Genomic DNA, 14,562 nt, shown 5'->3' on the forward strand with positions numbered 1-14,562 from the left:
CATGGGAGGACGCAATACGGAAGGTTATCCTGACCCGACTGCAAATACTGCGGTCGGAAGGGTGGCAAAGGAAGAAAAGAAAAAAAAGAAGGAGGCAGGAAAAGATGTTCGTATCAATCGGAAACTCAAGAATGGACAAAAAGTTTAACTGCACGGATATGACCTATGAAGATTTTGTCAGCCGTCTGTCCAAGACAAAATATACTGCAGAAACAATGGAGCAGTACAGGAAGATGCCGAAGGGACAGCAGGACAGTATTAAGGATGTCGGAGGCTTTGTTCTTGGAAAGCTGAAGGGCGGACGGAGAAAGAAAGAATGCGTGATAACCAGATCCGCCATCACGCTTGACATGGATTACGGGACACAGGGCATCATTGATGAACTGGAAATGTTCTTTGACATGAAGATGGTGGTGTATTCCACCCATAAGCATACACCGGAAAAGCCGAGACTGCGTATCATCATATTCCTGACAAGGGATGTGACTCCTGATGAATATGGTGCGGTAAGCCGTATGCTTGCATCGGATATCGGCATTGAACTTTTCGATGATTCCACCTATGAGCCTTCCAGACTCATGTACTGGCCGAGCACTTCAAGTGACGGGGAGTATGTGTTTCAGGAGATCGATGGGGCAGAAGTGGATCCGGATGAAGTGCTGGCACGTTATAAGGACTGGCATGATGTATCGGCATGGCCGGTAAGCAACCGTCAGGCATCCGTGGTACAGAGGGATATAAAGAAACAGGCAGATCCGCTTTCCAAGGACGGACTGATCGGGGCATTCAACCGGACATATACGGTGACACAGGCCATCGATAAGTTCATCCCGGATGTGTACAGGCATTCGAGGGCAATCCCCGGAAGATATGATTATATCCCGGCAGACTCGGCAGCCGGAGTCGTTGTCTATGATGACCTGTTTGTATACAGTCATCATGCTACAGACCCGTGCTGCGGAAAGCTGATGAATGCGTTTGATGTGGTAAGGCTTCATAAATTCGGTGACAAGGATGCAAGGGCAGCCGAAGGGACAGAACCCGGAAAACTCCCGTCCTTTAAAGCCATGCAGGATTTTGTATCTGCAGATGAAGAAGTAAAGAACACGCTTGCCAAAGAAAGACAGGAGCTGGCAGTACAGGAATTTTCCGCGGAGCCGGATGAGGACTGGCAGAACAAGCTGGCACTCGACCGCAGGGGAAACATCAAGGATACACTGCAGAACATCGCACTGATCATCCGCAATGATGAGAACTTCAAAAATATCGTATACAACGAGTTCAAGGATACCATTGATGTCATCGGTCCGCTTCCTTGGAAACAGGTAAAGCCGGGATGGAATGACTCAGACCTTGCCAATGCAAAGGTGTATTTCGAGAGGGTGTACGGGATCTGGTCACCGACCAAGTTCAAGGATGCACTGCTTGCAGTAGTGTCTTCCGACAGGCTTTATCATCCGATCAAGGATTATTTTGCCACACTTAACTGGGACGGACAGGAGCGTATCGACACACTGCTCATCGACTACTTTGGTGCAGAAGATACACCTTACACGAGGGCGGTCATCCGTAAGACACTGGTGGCTGCGGTAGCACGTATTTATAAGCCGGGAGTGAAGTTTGACTCCATCCTCGTGCTGAACGGTCCGCAGGGAATGGGAAAATCAACCTTCTTTTCCATACTCGGAAAGCAGTGGTTTTCGGATTCCTTATCCATTTCGGATATGAGGGATAAGACTGCTGCCGAGAAGCTGCTCGGCAACTGGATCCTCGAAATCAGTGAGATGAACGGTATCCGCAAGACAGAGGTCGAGGTAGTGAAGTCCTTTGTCACCCGTCAGGATGATAAGTTCCGTCAGGCATACGGTGTAAATGTGGAGTCCCACCCAAGAAAATGCATCATTGTGGGAAGCACCAACTCTGAAGGCGGATTCTTACGTGACGTGACCGGAAACAGAAGATTCTGGCCGGTGCATGTGCCGGGAACGGGAAAACACCATCCGTGGCAGCTTGACTGTGTCGACCAGATCTGGGCGGAGGCAATCCATCTGTATAACGAAGGCGAGGAGCTGTTCTTAAAAGGTGCGGAGGCAGAAGAAGCCTATAAGATGCAACAGGAGGCAATGGAGTCGGATGACCGTGAGGGCATCGTGCAGGATTATCTTGACAGGCTTCTGCCCGATAACTGGGCATCAATGGACATCTACCAGAGAAGGGCATTCCTCGGAGGCGGTGAGTTTGAAACCGTAGGTGTAAAGGGAACGGTCGTGCGTGAGCGTGTCTGCATCATGGAAATATGGGTGGAGTGCTTCGGTAAGGAACGCCAGAACTTAAAGAAGGCGGATTCCTATGAGATCGAAGGCATCTTAAACAAGATCGGGGGATGGAAGAAGTATGATTCCAACACCACCGGAAAGACCAAAGTCCCCCTTTACGGAGTGCAGAAGACTTTTGTGAGAATGGATGAGAAACCACAGGAAACCCGTTAGGCGGTTTCCGAGGTTTCCCAAATGCAGATGGGCAACGGTAGTTGGAAACCGTGCTGACACCTTGGAAAATAAGGGTCTGCGGTCTGTAGTTTCCCAGTTTCCCATTAAATCCAGTTGAGAATTAAAAATAGAGATAGAAAGAGCAATTCATGTGTATATGCGCGTATAGGAGTAAACGGCATAAGGCAACCGCAATCGGCAAAGGAGGTATCCGGTTTTGCTAGAAAGTACAGTAGAAAGACATTTAAGGGAAGAAGCAAAAAAGCGTAACGGCCTGGCATTAAAATTTGTATCACCCGGTATGAATGGAGTGCCTGACCGCATCGTCCTGATGCCGGACGGAAAAATGGCATTTGTGGAACTGAAAGCACCGGGAAAGAAACCAAGACCGCTTCAACTGAAAAGAAAGAGGATACTTGAGAGGCTTGGCTTTCCTGTTTATGTAGTTGATAACATCAATCAGATTGGAGGTATTCTGAATGAAATACAAGGCACATGATTACCAACAGTATGCTACGGATTTTATAATCACACATCCCGTGAGCTGCCTGATCCTCGACATGGGGCTTGGCAAGACGGTAATAACACTTACGGCATTGTGGCTGCTGCTGTTTGATTATTTTGAAATAAGGCGGGTGCTGGTGATTGCACCAAAGCGTGTGGCTGAGACCACATGGCCGGCAGAGATAAAAAAGTGGGAGCATCTTTACGGCATGACATTTGCAGTGGCAATGGGAACTGCAGTGCAGAGAAAAGAAGCAATTATGTCAAGAGCAGATGTGACAATCATCGGAAGGGACAATGTTTCGTGGATGACAAAAAATGTGTTTTTTGATTTTGACATGGTCATCATTGATGAGCTGTCGAGCTTCAAGTCCCCAAAGGCACAGAGGTTCAAAGACCTGAAAAAAGTAAGGCCGATGGCAAAGCGGGTGGTCGGACTTACCGGAACACCGGGAAATCTTATGGACCTGTGGGCGGAGATAGGGATCCTTGATATGGGGCAGAGACTTGGGAGATTCATCGGTGGATACCGTGACAGGTTCTTTGTTCCGGATAAGCGTAACCGGGAGATCATCTTTTCCTACAAGCCGAGGGAGGGTGCGGAAGAAAAAATATATGAGCTTATCTCCGATATCAGCATTTCCATGAAGGCTGTTGATTATCTTGATATGCCGGAGTGTGTGTGCAACCGGGTATCTGTTTCCATGTCGGAATCCGAACAGGCTCTTTATGACAGGATGGCAGATGAGATGATCCTTGAATACGGAGAAGGACAGGACATCGATGCAGTAAATGCAGCAGCACTTTCCAACAAGCTCCAGCAGATGGCGAACGGAGCTGTCTATGATGAATCCGGCAATGTCAGAAATATCCATGACAGAAAACTGGATGCTTTGGAAGACCTTATTGAATCGGCAAACGGGAAACCGCTTCTGGTTGCGTACTGGTTCAAGCATGACAGGGAGAGGATATTAAAGAGATTTCCGGCAAGGGATATCAATACAAAGAAAGACATTGATGACTGGAATGCCGGAAGGATCCCTGTTGCACTGATCCATCCGGCATCGGCAGGACACGGACTGAATCTTCAGGAGGGCGGTTCAACCATTGTATGGTTTTCGCTTACATGGTCCCTTGAGTTATATCAGCAGCTTAATGCCAGACTTTACAGACAGGGACAGAAACACACGGTTGTCATAGAGCATCTGGTAACGGACGGGACGGTCGATGAGGATATCCTTCGTGCAATCGAGAGGAAGGACAATACACAGAACGCAATGATAGAAGCGGTAAAGGCAAGGATTGGAGGTATGGCGGATGACGGCAGAAGTAATGATGAAGGAATATAAGAACATGAAAAAGGAACTGACCGTGACTGAATTCCAGCTCCGTCAGTTTCAGGGAGTGAGCGAACAGGACATGATCGATTCCATGCTCTATTCCCATCCGGAAGGGGAAAGGGTGCAGACCAGCACTCTTTCCGATAAGACGGCAAACATAGCAATCAAGTACAGGACAGCAATCGAAAGGGAAAATGACGAGTGGTATGAATTCCTTTTCCACAGATATATGTTCCTGAAGGAAGAACTGGAATTTTTTGAGCATGCAGTAAGCAGACTGGAAGAAAAACATAGAAGCATCATCACGGATCTTCTGGATGAGGATATGACATGGGACATCATGATGGACAGATACCATGTGAGCCACACGATGATAGCGAAGTACAGAAAAGCAGCATTAAAGGAACTTGATAAACAGTATGAACTTAGGGACAGACAGGTGGAAGCCTTTGTTCTCGGATAGGAGGTTTTATGTGTAAGCGTGGAGATATTTACTATGTGGATTTTGGTGAGAAGGCAGGAAGCAAACAGGGCGGTATCCGTCCGGCACTGGTGGTAAGCAACAATAAGGCAAATAAGCATTCCCCCGTGGTTACGGTCGTTCCGCTTTCTGCAAGGGTGTGGAAGAAAAAGTATCTTCCGACCCATGTGCAGATTCCAAAAGGCAGCGGGTTAAGCAGACCAAGCATTGCACTTGCAGAACAGGTGGAAACGCTTGATAAGACAAGGCTTGGTGACAGAATCGGGGAAGTGCTGGATGACATGGTCATGGAACAGATCACCGTGGCACTTCAGATACAGATAGGTGCATATGCAGAGTACAATTAAGGCAGTCAGACGGCTGTCTTTTTTGTTTGCACTATGGTAAAATTAATCAAAGGAGATGATGCAATGCCGAATACTGAAAAATTGATTACTTTTGAACGTTATGAAGAACATAAAGGATTTTATAACTATTCTGAAGGGGAAAAAGCACTATGCAATATTATGTATAGCGACTTTTTTAAATATCCTGAGGACAATGACGAATTTCCATATGTTTCAGCACATGCTTTATTGTGTGGATCATGTAATCATTTTGCCATGTCGCTGAGTAAAATATTTAATTATAATCCATATATTATTGAGGGAAAAAACGATAAGAGCTTTCATGTCTTCTGTCAGATATATAAAAACAGAAGATGGTACTATGTTGATGCCAGAGGGATAACTTCGAGTTTTGATGAATTTATGGATATAGCAAAAATGTTTGTAACAGACGAATATATAATCAGACCTGTTACATCTAAGGACATAGAAGAATGGGAAAACTATAGTGATTATAATGAGGAGGCATATGCGTTTGCAGAAGCTGTGATTAAAAAATATGAAAACTATTATGTTTTGAATTAATAGATTGGACTTTGGAAAGGGGCGTTATTATGGCAGCAACAAAAAATACAGGTCTTACCCGTGGAGACAAGGCACATAAAAAATTTATGGATAAGCTGAATGTCTTAAGGGATAATGTGAATCATGGATATGATTCGTTAAAAGCAGTACATAAACAAACTACAGATTCGTCTGTCAGTTTTAAGGAAACTGTAGATAAAGGTCAGGAAGCCGAACGCAAAGCACTTTACGATATTATAAAGACTTCAGAAGATGAAGAAAAAATTGAGTGGGCGAAAGAACGTATTCAGGAACTTGACCGTATTAAGGAAAAAGAAGTAAACGGGCATAATGAATTTTTGAAAGAAGAACGTGAAACGATCAATAAGAACATTACAGGCGGTATGCTGCTGCTTGCTGTTTCGGCAGGACTGATTTCTAATAAACAGATAAGGCAGATGGGCGGGAAAGCTATCAGCTCTGTTGGTAAAGGTCTGCTACGGTTAAAGAAATAGAGGGTGGTGTACTAGAGGTGCACTAAAGGTGTACTAAGGGTGTACTGACTTTTTATTTTACAGGTGCTATGATTAAGATGGCAAAAATGGAAGGGAGCAGAAATGCTCCTTTTCTTTATGCCCGGAGGCGGTGTCTTTCCAATCCTTTCACACCGCCCGTGTACATAGAAGGGAGGAATGGCAGATGCCGATGAAACCAAAGAAACCATGCAGACACCCCGGATGTCCGAAGCTGACAGACGGTCTGTACTGTGAGGAGCATGAAGCACTGCACCGTGGTGACAGGGCGAGCAGCAGCAAGCGTGGTTACAACAGGCAGTGGCAGAAGGCAAGGGCGAGGTACTTAAAAGCACATCCTTTGTGCGTGCAGTGCATGAAGGAAGGCAGGGCAGTGACCGCCACCGTGGTCGACCATGTGAAGCCGCACCGTGGTGATCCCGTTCTGTTCTGGGACGAGAAGAACTGGCAGAGCTTATGCAAACCGTGTCATGATAAAAAGACATGGAACGAAGATAACAATCCTGAGTATCGGTTCTGACGGCAGACCGTGGGGGTATCAAAATCTCTACGGAGCGAACCGCTGAAGACCGATGGCCCCCTTTGCGTGAATTTTCGCAGAATTAAACAGGGGGGATATAAAACAGACAGGATAATTTTCGCAGAATGTACTTAAAACACGGCAAAAAGGGGTATTTTCTTTTGCCGGAAAATTATGAAAAACGCAATATTTAAGGCTGGAAAACAGTGTAAAAACACTGTTTTTCCGGCCTTTTTTCGTGTGCCGGAAGGAGAGTGAGAAAGGATGACGGACACACAGGCAAAGCAGATCAATGAGATGCGTATGCGGGGCATGGGATATAAAGCCATAGGAATGGCAATCGGACTGTCCCGTGACATCGTCAGGAATTACTGCAAGCGGCATAACCTTGCCGGATATGCCACGGTGGTTTCAAAAAATATGAAACTCATGGTGGACGGTAAAGAGGTATGCCACTTCTGCGGTAATCCAATCGAACAGCCGAAGACTGGCAGACCGAGACGGTTCTGCTGTGAAAAATGCAGAAGGGAATGGTGGAAAGCACATCCCGAAGCAGTGAAGAAAAGCGAGAAGGCTTCTTACACGCTTGTATGTGAGCAGTGTGGGAAGCCATTTATTTCCTATGGAAACAAGAACAGAAAATACTGTGGCCGTGAATGTTACTTCCGGCACAGATTTTTAGCAGAGGAGGATCAGGAAGATGCAGTTTCAGAGTTATAAGATAGCAGACCTTATCCCCGCTTCCTATAATCCAAGAAAGAAGCTGAAGCCGGGTGATAAGGAATATGAAAAAATCAAGAACTCCATTAAAGAGTTCGGATATGTCGAGCCGATCATCATCAACTCAGACATGACCATTATCGGAGGACACCAGAGAGCCACGGTTCTTTCAGACCTTGGATATACTGAAGTGGAGTGTATCATGGTCGATATCGACAAGACCAAGGAAAAGGCACTCAATGTTGCCCTTAATAAGATCACGGGTGAATGGAATAAGGAACTTCTGGCAGATCTTATCAAAGACCTTGAGGATTCCGATTTTGATGTCGGTGTCACGGGTTTTGAACCACCGGAGATAGAGCAGCTTTTCAATTCCGTGCATGATAAGAAAATCACGGAAGACGATTTTGATGTGGAAGCGGAGCTTGCAAAACCGACCGTTGCCAAGGCGGGTGATGTGTGGATGCTCGGAAAGCACCGTGTCATCTGCGGTGATTCCATTCTGCCGGAAACTTACGATGCACTGATGGATGGACGGAAAGCCAACCTTGTGCTGACGGATCCTCCATACAATGTAAATGTTGAGGAGACAGCCGGAAAGATAAAAAATGACAATATGCCGGATGAGGATTTCTATAAATTCCTGTTCGCAGCATTCGTCAACATGGAGCAGTCGATGGAACAGGATGCTTCCATTTATGTTTTCCATGCGGATACGGAAGGGTTGAATTTCAGAAAGGCATTTAAGGATGCCGGGTTCTACCTTTCCGGCTGCTGCATCTGGAAAAAGAATGCACTGGTGCTTGGAAGGAGTCCGTACCAGTGGCAGCACGAGCCGTGCCTGTTTGGATGGAAGAAGGGCGGTAAGCACCAGTGGTATTCCGACAGGAAGCAGACAACCATCTGGGAATATGACCGTCCGAAGGCAAGCAAGGATCATCCGACCATGAAACCCGTGGCACTTATGGCATATCCGATACAGAACTCATGCATGAGCAACTGTATCGTGCTTGACCCGTTCCTCGGATCAGGTTCCACACTGATTGCCTGTGAGCAGACGAACCGTATCTGCTACGGCATCGAACTGGATGAGAAGTTTGTGGATGTCATCGTGAACCGCTACATTGAACAATGCGGTTCGGATGCTGATGTATATGTGCTCCGTGATAATATGAAAATTTCATATCAGGATTTATGCAGGGGAGGGATGTATAATGAAGCAGATGACATTTCTTGACCTGTGTTCAGGCATAGGCGGTTTCAGGCTCGGTCTTGAAACTGCCGGCCATAAGTGCATCGGATACTGTGAATATGATAAATTTGCAAGAGCCTCCTATGAGGCAATGTATGATACGGAAGGAGAGTGGAAAGCTCATGATGTCACAAAACTCAAGTCCGAAGATGTCCCCTATGCAGACATCTGGTGCTTCGGATTCCCATGCCAGGACATCTCCGTTGCCGGAAAACAGCGGGGACTGGTCGGAAAAAGAAGTGGAATATATTACAACATTATTGACCTCCTCAAAGGCAAAGAAGAAAGTGCTAAACCCACATACTTACTTGTTGAGAACGTTAAGAACCTGTTATCGATTAATGCAGGATTCGATTTTGCCTCAGTTCTGTCTGAAATGGACGAAGCAGGGTATGACTGTCGGTGGCAGGTGCTTAACTCCAAAAACTTCGGAGTGCCACAGAACCGTGAGCGTGTGTTCATTATCGCAAATCTTAGAAGCAGAGGTAGACGAGAAATATTACCTCTCACCGGAGAAAACGCAGCAGCTCTTAACCAGCTTATAGGCGGTATGCAGGGTTACCGTGTTTACGGGACGGACGGCATCTCCGCAACGCTTGTCGGCAATGCCGGAGGCGTGGGTGCAAAGACAGGGCTTTATTTCATCGACCAGAGCAACCATGATCCGAAGATCACGGACACGGCAAGATGCCTGACTGCACGGTACACTGCTGGGATGACGAACCACACGGCAATGAACTCAGCGGTGCTTGAGGTTCATCCGGTCCTGACACCGGAACGTATGGAGAAAAGACAGAACGGCAGACGCATGAAGGATGACGGAGAGCCAATGTTCACGCTGACCTCCCAGGACAGGCATGGTGTGTATGTCTGTAAGAAGGCAGATTCCGTGAAAGTCAGGAATGCCACAAAGACAGGATACGATGTTGCCAGTGAAGGTGACGGTATCAATCTTGCGTATCCAGACAGTACGACCAGACGGGGCCGTGTAGGCAAGGGATGCTCCCAGACGCTGGACTGTTCCGGTCAGATGGGTACGCTCATGAGGGGCGGACGCATCAGAAGACTGACACCGAGGGAGTGCTTCCGGTTACAGGGATTTTCCGATGAGCTGTTTGACCGTGCATCAGCTGTCAACTCCGATGCACAGCTTTATAAACAGGCGGGGAATGCGGTGACGGCAACCGTGGCATATGCGGTTGCGATGTCCCTGCCGGAGTCCAGAAACTGACCTTACATTTTCTTTTGGAAAGTACCATTATCTGCTTGACTATATGGGCGTTCAGAGTGATATATGGTACTACCAAAAGGAAAGGAGATCAGCATAATGGAGATTATAACAAACGCTGAAAACAGAAAAGAACTGGTAAAAGCCTTATCCGGGCATTTCGGACAGAGGTCGGAGTACCTTGGACCACCAAGTTTTGCATACCGCATCGGAAGCATAACGGTGGACAGGGACGCAAAGGTCATCCTCGAAGATGACAGTATGGAAGATGAGGTGAGAAGAGTGCTTTTTCAGAACGATGTTGCAGAAGAAACACAGGAACCGCAGACGGAAGAACCAGAAGCGGAAATAAAAATACCAATTGGTGATATGACACCACAGGGAATCATCAACCTGATAAACATGATGCATTCCAAGCAGTACCTTATCAACAGGGCAGCCGGAAGGGAATGCATTTCCATTACGGATACGCTGACGGATGCGCTTGCCGAAAGAACCTTTGAAAATACAAAAGAAGCTGCGGATTTCATTATGGAACATGGCGGATGCAGGGGAGTCGCATTTAAGGATGGAAACATTGATTTTACGGGATTCCCGCATACGGACAGCATGATGAATTACTGCAGACTGGCAGCAGCTATGGTAAAGAAGGCATCGGAACAGAAACGTGTAAATCCGAAACAGACCATTGAAGAAAATGAAAAATATTACATGAGGGCATGGCTTGTTTCCATCGGATTTGGCGGAAGCGAAGGAAAGGAAGTAAGAAATTTCTTCCTTAAGGGACTGAAAGGACATACGGCATTCAGAACCCCGGAAGATGCGGAAAAATGGAAAGCCAACCGCAGGGCAGAAAGGGGGACAACGGTATGTTCGGAGTAAGCAGACAGACACTTGAAAGACTCAGAAAAGAATATCCTGCGGGAACAAAGGTGGAACTTATCCGCCTTGATGACCCATACAGAAAGATACCGTCAGGAACCATAGGAACGGTCGAGTTCGTGGATGATGCGGGACAGCTCCACACGGTGTGGGAGGGACACGGTTCTCTTGCAATGATCTACGGAGTGGATGAATGGAGAAAGGCGGATACCAATGAATAAGATAACGACCGTATGTTACGGTAAGGAAGATACATGGGAAACGAAGGAAGCTGCGGAGCAGTTCTTCCTTCAGGCCATGATGGGTTCTGACGGAAGTGAACGGGACCGGTATACAAATATATACATAAAACTGCAGATGGGGATGACCTGCTGCACGGATGAAGAATTTTAAACGAGGTGGATAATGAAAGAAATCAGAAGAAAGCTGATGGCACTGATGAAGAAGCATCAGATGGGGATAACGGAATTTGCAGAGAAATGCGGTATGGAAGAGGGAAGGCTTGAAAGGATCCTTCACAGCAGGGGAAGGCTTACACCGGCCGAGGCGGTACAGATCGCAGCAGCCTTCGGCCAGACGATGGAAGAAGCGTTTGATATCGAACCCCTTCCAATGGACGAAGTCCGAGAAATGGAAAATACGGAGTTTCATAAGATGGTGACGGAGCACCTGAACACGATAGCAAAGATACACAAGACAACTCCTGCAGAATTTGCAGAACAGTGCTGCCTGAAGGAGCGCAGGGTAAAGAATCTGCTGGACGGCACGGCAAGGATGAGTGTTGTTGAAGCGGTAAAGATTGCGGATGGATTCAATGTGTCCCTTGATTATCTGCTTGGGTATTATCCTTATCCGCTGCCGACACCGAAGACGGAAGAACAGGTCCGTGCCTTTGAAGCAATCGGAAAAATGAGCCTTGATGAACTTGCGGAATTTGCAGAAAAATTAAAGGAAGAACTGCCACAGGAGAAGTCATAATATACACAATTCCAACCGCAGATGTTTGTGCAGTTTATGGCTCATATATAACTGGATATATGTGTGTTTTAGAGCGAATATGTACCTACCGAAAGGGTAGAAAACAAACGGAGGTACAAGCCATGAACGAAAGGATTGCAAGACAGATTGAGGAAATGAAGAAACAGACCATCGGAGTTGAGGTCGAGATGAATAACATCAGGAGGGATAAGGCAGCAGAGCTTGCAGCCGCATTCTTTGGAACGGGAAGATTTGAAAACACGGCTTCCAGAAACGGATATTATACATGGTCAGCATGGGATGCGGACGGAAGGGAATGGAAATTCCAGAAGGACGTCAGCATTGCGGGACCAGATGATAAGAAATGCGAACTGGTGACACCGATCCTTACCTACAACGATATTGAAACACTGCAGGAACTTATCAGAAAGCTCAGACATGCGGGAGCAAAGAGCGATGCAACAAGGGGATGCGGAGTACACATCCACATCGGTGCAAAAGGGCACACACCGCAGACACTCAGAAATCTTGCAAACATCATGGCGGGGCATGAGAACCTTCTGGCGGATGCCTTAGACCTTGACAGGGGAAGGATGAACCGCTACTGCAGAACGGTAGACCCAAGATTCCTCAAAGAACTCAACAAGAAGAAGCCAAAGACGATGGCTGCTCTTGCAGACATCTGGTACACCTCAAACGGTGCAAGCTACGGACGGAATCAGCATTACAATGACAGCAGATACCATATGCTGAACTACCATGCAACCTTTACAAAGGGGACGGTTGAATTCAGACTTTTTCAATTTGATGCCCCGGCAGATGGAAAGCTGAACGGACTGCATGCAGGACAGCTTAAAAGTTACATCCAGCTCTGTCTTGCACTCAGCCAGATGGCAAAGGAAGTAAGGACGGCAAGTCCGAAACCACAGCAGACAGAAAATCCAAAATACGCAATGAGGACATGGCTTTTAAGACTCGGATTCATCGGGGATGAATTCAAGACGGCAAGGGACATCCTCACAAAGAGACTTGCAGGAGACACCGCATTCAGAAGCGGAAGGGCTGCTTGAAGAGAACAGCCTCCTGCCACCTTGGAGCATTGACCGCCATGTGCGGTCTTAAGGTGGTAGAAGGGTGTTCCCTTCGGAAAGGATGGAAACATTATGCAGAAAAGATATTACATTGCTTACGGCAGCAACCTAAACATCAGACAGATGCGGATGAGATGCCCGCATGCGAGGGTGATCGGAACTGCAGTCATTAAAAATTATGAACTGCTTTTCAAGGGAAGCCTTACGGGTGCCTATCTTACGATAGAACCCAAGAAGGGCGGAGAGGTTCCCGTTGCGGCATGGGAGGTCACGGAATCGGATGAGGCGGAACTTGACCGCTACGAAGGATTCCCGACATTTTATTACAAAAAGGAAATGGAACTGGATATCAAAGGAATACGCACGGGAAAGATACGGAGAAGGAAGTGCTTTGTGTATATCATGCATGAAGAACGGAAGATAGGAGTACCTTCCCTTTCCTATGTAAGCATATGCCTTCAGGGGTATGTCAGTTTCGGATTTGATGAGCACTACCTTTCCGAAGCACAGATAAAAGCGGTGGAGGTGGCAGGACATGAAGAGTGAAATACTGCGGATACGGATATGCCCACGGTGCGGAGAAAGATACGCAGCACCGCCCGCCTTATCAAGGACTGACGGAACAACGCTTATCTGCCCCGACTGTGGCACACGTGAGGCTCTTGAGAGCATCGGTGTCGGGGCAACGGAACAGGACCAGATCCTTGAAACCATCCACAGGTCACAGCGGTAATATGTACAATTCCTCCGGCGGATCTTTGTGTACATTACGGGGCAGATATGACTGGATAATATCTGCATTCAGAGCGAATATGTACCTACCGAAAGGGAAAAAAGAAAACGGAGGAACATATGATGGAAACAAAAATCACAACAGCAGAGAATTTAGGAATGGAACTTTACGGATGCATGAATTCAGCAGTCCTTGATTACGGGGATTACACGGTTGCGGTATGGGACCACTGCTTTAAGGGAAGCGTTGCAGAGATTTACGAGCTGGTCGAGACCCCGGAAGAAACCGGACTTGGAAGATGCGAGTGCAGAATTTCAAGGATCGAAAGAAAAGAAGGATTTGAGGATGCCGGACATGCGATGGCATGGGCACTCACCAAGGTAAAATAACAGGAAGGGCAGGGCATAATCCCCCTGCCTTTTATCATGTACATTGTCACAATGTACTGCCGTTATCTTTGTGTACATTATGGTGATGAAATCACTGGATATAATCAGTGTTTAGAGCGAATATGTACCTACCGAAAGGGAAAACAAAGAAAACGGAGGAACAAAACCATGAAGAAGATTGAAATTTTTGAAAGAGCCATCAAAGAGGGAGGAAGCCTTAAGGATTACGGAATCAATGCAACGGTGTTTGCAGCATACAGAAACCTTGAATACACAGGAAACGAAGACCTCGATTTTGCGGATACCATCTGGGATCACGACATTGCAGAGATCACAGAGACCTTAAGGGAAAACGGAATCAAGGAATTTACGATAAGCAGCACCTTTTCAGGACTTATCGAAACACTTGCAGCTTTTGAAAAAGAAGGAATAAAGATGGCGGGACTTACCGAGGTGAATGCAGGATACACAGATTTTATGACCGGGGAAAAAGCAAGGATCCCGGCAATCAGAATGACACTTTAAAAACACA

The 14,562-nt window shown here is 46.8% G+C and carries 20 protein-coding genes; all 20 read left to right on the top strand.

The window, feature by feature from the left end; genetic code table 11:
* Position 1: 1 nt before the first annotated feature.
* A complete protein-coding gene (locus tag H8Z82_RS02330; RefSeq protein ID WP_181972373.1) occupies positions 2-148 on the top strand; it encodes a hypothetical protein in 147 nt (48 codons plus the stop codon).
* Positions 132-2,489, top strand: a complete 2,358-nt coding sequence (locus tag H8Z82_RS02335) for a VapE domain-containing protein (RefSeq protein WP_186994188.1) — start codon at positions 132-134, stop codon at positions 2,487-2,489. The genes H8Z82_RS02330 and H8Z82_RS02335 overlap by 17 nt, the downstream gene beginning before the upstream one ends.
* 217 nt (positions 2,490-2,706) lie before the next feature.
* Positions 2,707-2,988, top strand: a complete 282-nt coding sequence (locus H8Z82_RS02340; RefSeq protein ID WP_117781579.1) for a VRR-NUC domain-containing protein — start codon at positions 2,707-2,709, stop codon at positions 2,986-2,988.
* Positions 2,969-4,342, top strand: coding sequence for an SNF2-related protein (locus H8Z82_RS02345; RefSeq protein ID WP_186994109.1), 1,374 nt, complete (start codon positions 2,969-2,971; stop codon positions 4,340-4,342). The genes H8Z82_RS02340 and H8Z82_RS02345 overlap by 20 nt, the downstream gene beginning before the upstream one ends.
* Positions 4,326-4,796 carry a hypothetical protein gene (locus H8Z82_RS02350; protein WP_117682745.1) on the top strand — a complete coding sequence of 157 codons (471 nt, stop codon included), beginning with the start codon at positions 4,326-4,328 and terminating at the stop codon, positions 4,794-4,796. The genes H8Z82_RS02345 and H8Z82_RS02350 overlap by 17 nt, the downstream gene beginning before the upstream one ends.
* An 8-nt stretch (positions 4,797-4,804) precedes the next feature.
* Positions 4,805-5,161, top strand: a complete 357-nt coding sequence (locus H8Z82_RS02355) for a type II toxin-antitoxin system PemK/MazF family toxin (RefSeq protein WP_186994110.1) — start codon at positions 4,805-4,807, stop codon at positions 5,159-5,161.
* Between the two features lie 33 nt (positions 5,162-5,194).
* Positions 5,195-5,725 carry a hypothetical protein gene (locus H8Z82_RS02360; protein ID WP_207724598.1) on the top strand — a complete coding sequence of 177 codons (531 nt, stop codon included), beginning with the start codon at positions 5,195-5,197 and terminating at the stop codon, positions 5,723-5,725.
* A 29-nt stretch (positions 5,726-5,754) separates the two neighbouring features.
* On the top strand, positions 5,755-6,219 hold the full coding sequence (locus H8Z82_RS02365) for a hypothetical protein (protein ID WP_186994112.1): 465 nt from the start codon (positions 5,755-5,757) through the stop codon (positions 6,217-6,219).
* A gap of 184 nt (positions 6,220-6,403) precedes the next feature.
* On the top strand, positions 6,404-6,757 hold the full coding sequence (locus H8Z82_RS02370; RefSeq protein ID WP_118745002.1) for an HNH endonuclease: 354 nt from the start codon (positions 6,404-6,406) through the stop codon (positions 6,755-6,757).
* Between the two features lie 264 nt (positions 6,758-7,021).
* Positions 7,022-7,477, top strand: a complete 456-nt coding sequence (locus H8Z82_RS02375) for an RNA polymerase subunit sigma-70 (protein ID WP_117781585.1) — start codon at positions 7,022-7,024, stop codon at positions 7,475-7,477.
* On the top strand, positions 7,458-8,714 hold the full coding sequence (locus tag H8Z82_RS02380; protein WP_186994113.1) for a site-specific DNA-methyltransferase: 1,257 nt from the start codon (positions 7,458-7,460) through the stop codon (positions 8,712-8,714). Before H8Z82_RS02375 ends, H8Z82_RS02380 begins: the two co-directional genes overlap by 20 nt.
* Complete coding sequence (locus tag H8Z82_RS02385; RefSeq protein WP_186994114.1) at positions 8,692-9,960, top strand: DNA cytosine methyltransferase; 1,269 nt, start codon at positions 8,692-8,694, stop codon at positions 9,958-9,960. Before H8Z82_RS02380 ends, H8Z82_RS02385 begins: the two co-directional genes overlap by 23 nt.
* Before the next feature lie 96 nt (positions 9,961-10,056).
* Positions 10,057-10,839, top strand: a complete 783-nt coding sequence (locus H8Z82_RS02390) for a hypothetical protein (RefSeq protein ID WP_243176375.1) — start codon at positions 10,057-10,059, stop codon at positions 10,837-10,839.
* Positions 10,827-11,060: a DUF4314 domain-containing protein gene (locus H8Z82_RS02395; RefSeq protein WP_118606108.1), complete on the top strand. Its 234-nt coding sequence runs from the start codon at positions 10,827-10,829 to the stop codon at positions 11,058-11,060. Before H8Z82_RS02390 ends, H8Z82_RS02395 begins: the two co-directional genes overlap by 13 nt.
* Positions 11,053-11,232, top strand: a complete 180-nt coding sequence (locus tag H8Z82_RS02400) for a hypothetical protein (RefSeq protein ID WP_118691680.1) — start codon at positions 11,053-11,055, stop codon at positions 11,230-11,232. Before H8Z82_RS02395 ends, H8Z82_RS02400 begins: the two co-directional genes overlap by 8 nt.
* A gap of 12 nt (positions 11,233-11,244) precedes the next feature.
* On the top strand, positions 11,245-11,817 hold the full coding sequence (locus H8Z82_RS02405; protein WP_186994116.1) for a helix-turn-helix transcriptional regulator: 573 nt from the start codon (positions 11,245-11,247) through the stop codon (positions 11,815-11,817).
* 122 nt (positions 11,818-11,939) lie between these two features.
* On the top strand, positions 11,940-12,887 hold the full coding sequence (locus tag H8Z82_RS02410; RefSeq protein ID WP_186994117.1) for an amidoligase family protein: 948 nt from the start codon (positions 11,940-11,942) through the stop codon (positions 12,885-12,887).
* A 93-nt stretch (positions 12,888-12,980) separates the two neighbouring features.
* Positions 12,981-13,454 (top strand): gamma-glutamylcyclotransferase family protein, encoded by a 474-nt coding sequence (locus tag H8Z82_RS02415; protein WP_186994118.1) that lies wholly within the window; start codon positions 12,981-12,983, stop codon positions 13,452-13,454.
* 306 nt (positions 13,455-13,760) lie between these two features.
* Entirely contained in the window at positions 13,761-14,030 is a 270-nt protein-coding gene (locus H8Z82_RS02420) for an Nmad4 family putative nucleotide modification protein (RefSeq protein ID WP_242995415.1), read from the top strand.
* 168 nt (positions 14,031-14,198) lie between these two features.
* Positions 14,199-14,555: a DUF7698 family protein gene (locus tag H8Z82_RS02425; RefSeq protein WP_186994119.1), complete on the top strand. Its 357-nt coding sequence runs from the start codon at positions 14,199-14,201 to the stop codon at positions 14,553-14,555.
* Positions 14,556-14,562 lie beyond the last annotated feature (7 nt).

It is taken from the genome of Blautia difficilis (assembly GCF_014297245.1).
GTDB classification, from domain to species: Bacteria; Bacillota; Clostridia; order Lachnospirales; family Lachnospiraceae; genus Blautia_A; species Blautia_A difficilis.

Coding starts and splice junctions, on each gene's coding strand:
- H8Z82_RS02330 (WP_181972373.1), top strand. CDS start 2: ATGGGAGGACGCAATACGGAAGGTTATCCTGACCCGACTGCAAATACT.
- H8Z82_RS02335 (WP_186994188.1), top strand. CDS start 132: ATGGACAAAAAGTTTAACTGCACGGATATGACCTATGAAGATTTTGTC.
- H8Z82_RS02345 (WP_186994109.1), top strand. CDS start 2,969: ATGAAATACAAGGCACATGATTACCAACAGTATGCTACGGATTTTATA.
- H8Z82_RS02350 (WP_117682745.1), top strand. CDS start 4,326: ATGATGAAGGAATATAAGAACATGAAAAAGGAACTGACCGTGACTGAA.
- H8Z82_RS02355 (WP_186994110.1), top strand. CDS start 4,805: ATGTGTAAGCGTGGAGATATTTACTATGTGGATTTTGGTGAGAAGGCA.
- H8Z82_RS02360 (WP_207724598.1), top strand. CDS start 5,195: ATGGTAAAATTAATCAAAGGAGATGATGCAATGCCGAATACTGAAAAA.
- H8Z82_RS02365 (WP_186994112.1), top strand. CDS start 5,755: ATGGCAGCAACAAAAAATACAGGTCTTACCCGTGGAGACAAGGCACAT.
- H8Z82_RS02370 (WP_118745002.1), top strand. CDS start 6,404: ATGCCGATGAAACCAAAGAAACCATGCAGACACCCCGGATGTCCGAAG.
- H8Z82_RS02375 (WP_117781585.1), top strand. CDS start 7,022: ATGACGGACACACAGGCAAAGCAGATCAATGAGATGCGTATGCGGGGC.
- H8Z82_RS02380 (WP_186994113.1), top strand. CDS start 7,458: ATGCAGTTTCAGAGTTATAAGATAGCAGACCTTATCCCCGCTTCCTAT.
- H8Z82_RS02385 (WP_186994114.1), top strand. CDS start 8,692: ATGAAGCAGATGACATTTCTTGACCTGTGTTCAGGCATAGGCGGTTTC.
- H8Z82_RS02390 (WP_243176375.1), top strand. CDS start 10,057: ATGGAGATTATAACAAACGCTGAAAACAGAAAAGAACTGGTAAAAGCC.
- H8Z82_RS02395 (WP_118606108.1), top strand. CDS start 10,827: ATGTTCGGAGTAAGCAGACAGACACTTGAAAGACTCAGAAAAGAATAT.
- H8Z82_RS02400 (WP_118691680.1), top strand. CDS start 11,053: ATGAATAAGATAACGACCGTATGTTACGGTAAGGAAGATACATGGGAA.
- H8Z82_RS02405 (WP_186994116.1), top strand. CDS start 11,245: ATGAAAGAAATCAGAAGAAAGCTGATGGCACTGATGAAGAAGCATCAG.
- H8Z82_RS02410 (WP_186994117.1), top strand. CDS start 11,940: ATGAACGAAAGGATTGCAAGACAGATTGAGGAAATGAAGAAACAGACC.
- H8Z82_RS02415 (WP_186994118.1), top strand. CDS start 12,981: ATGCAGAAAAGATATTACATTGCTTACGGCAGCAACCTAAACATCAGA.
- H8Z82_RS02420 (WP_242995415.1), top strand. CDS start 13,761: ATGATGGAAACAAAAATCACAACAGCAGAGAATTTAGGAATGGAACTT.
- H8Z82_RS02425 (WP_186994119.1), top strand. CDS start 14,199: ATGAAGAAGATTGAAATTTTTGAAAGAGCCATCAAAGAGGGAGGAAGC.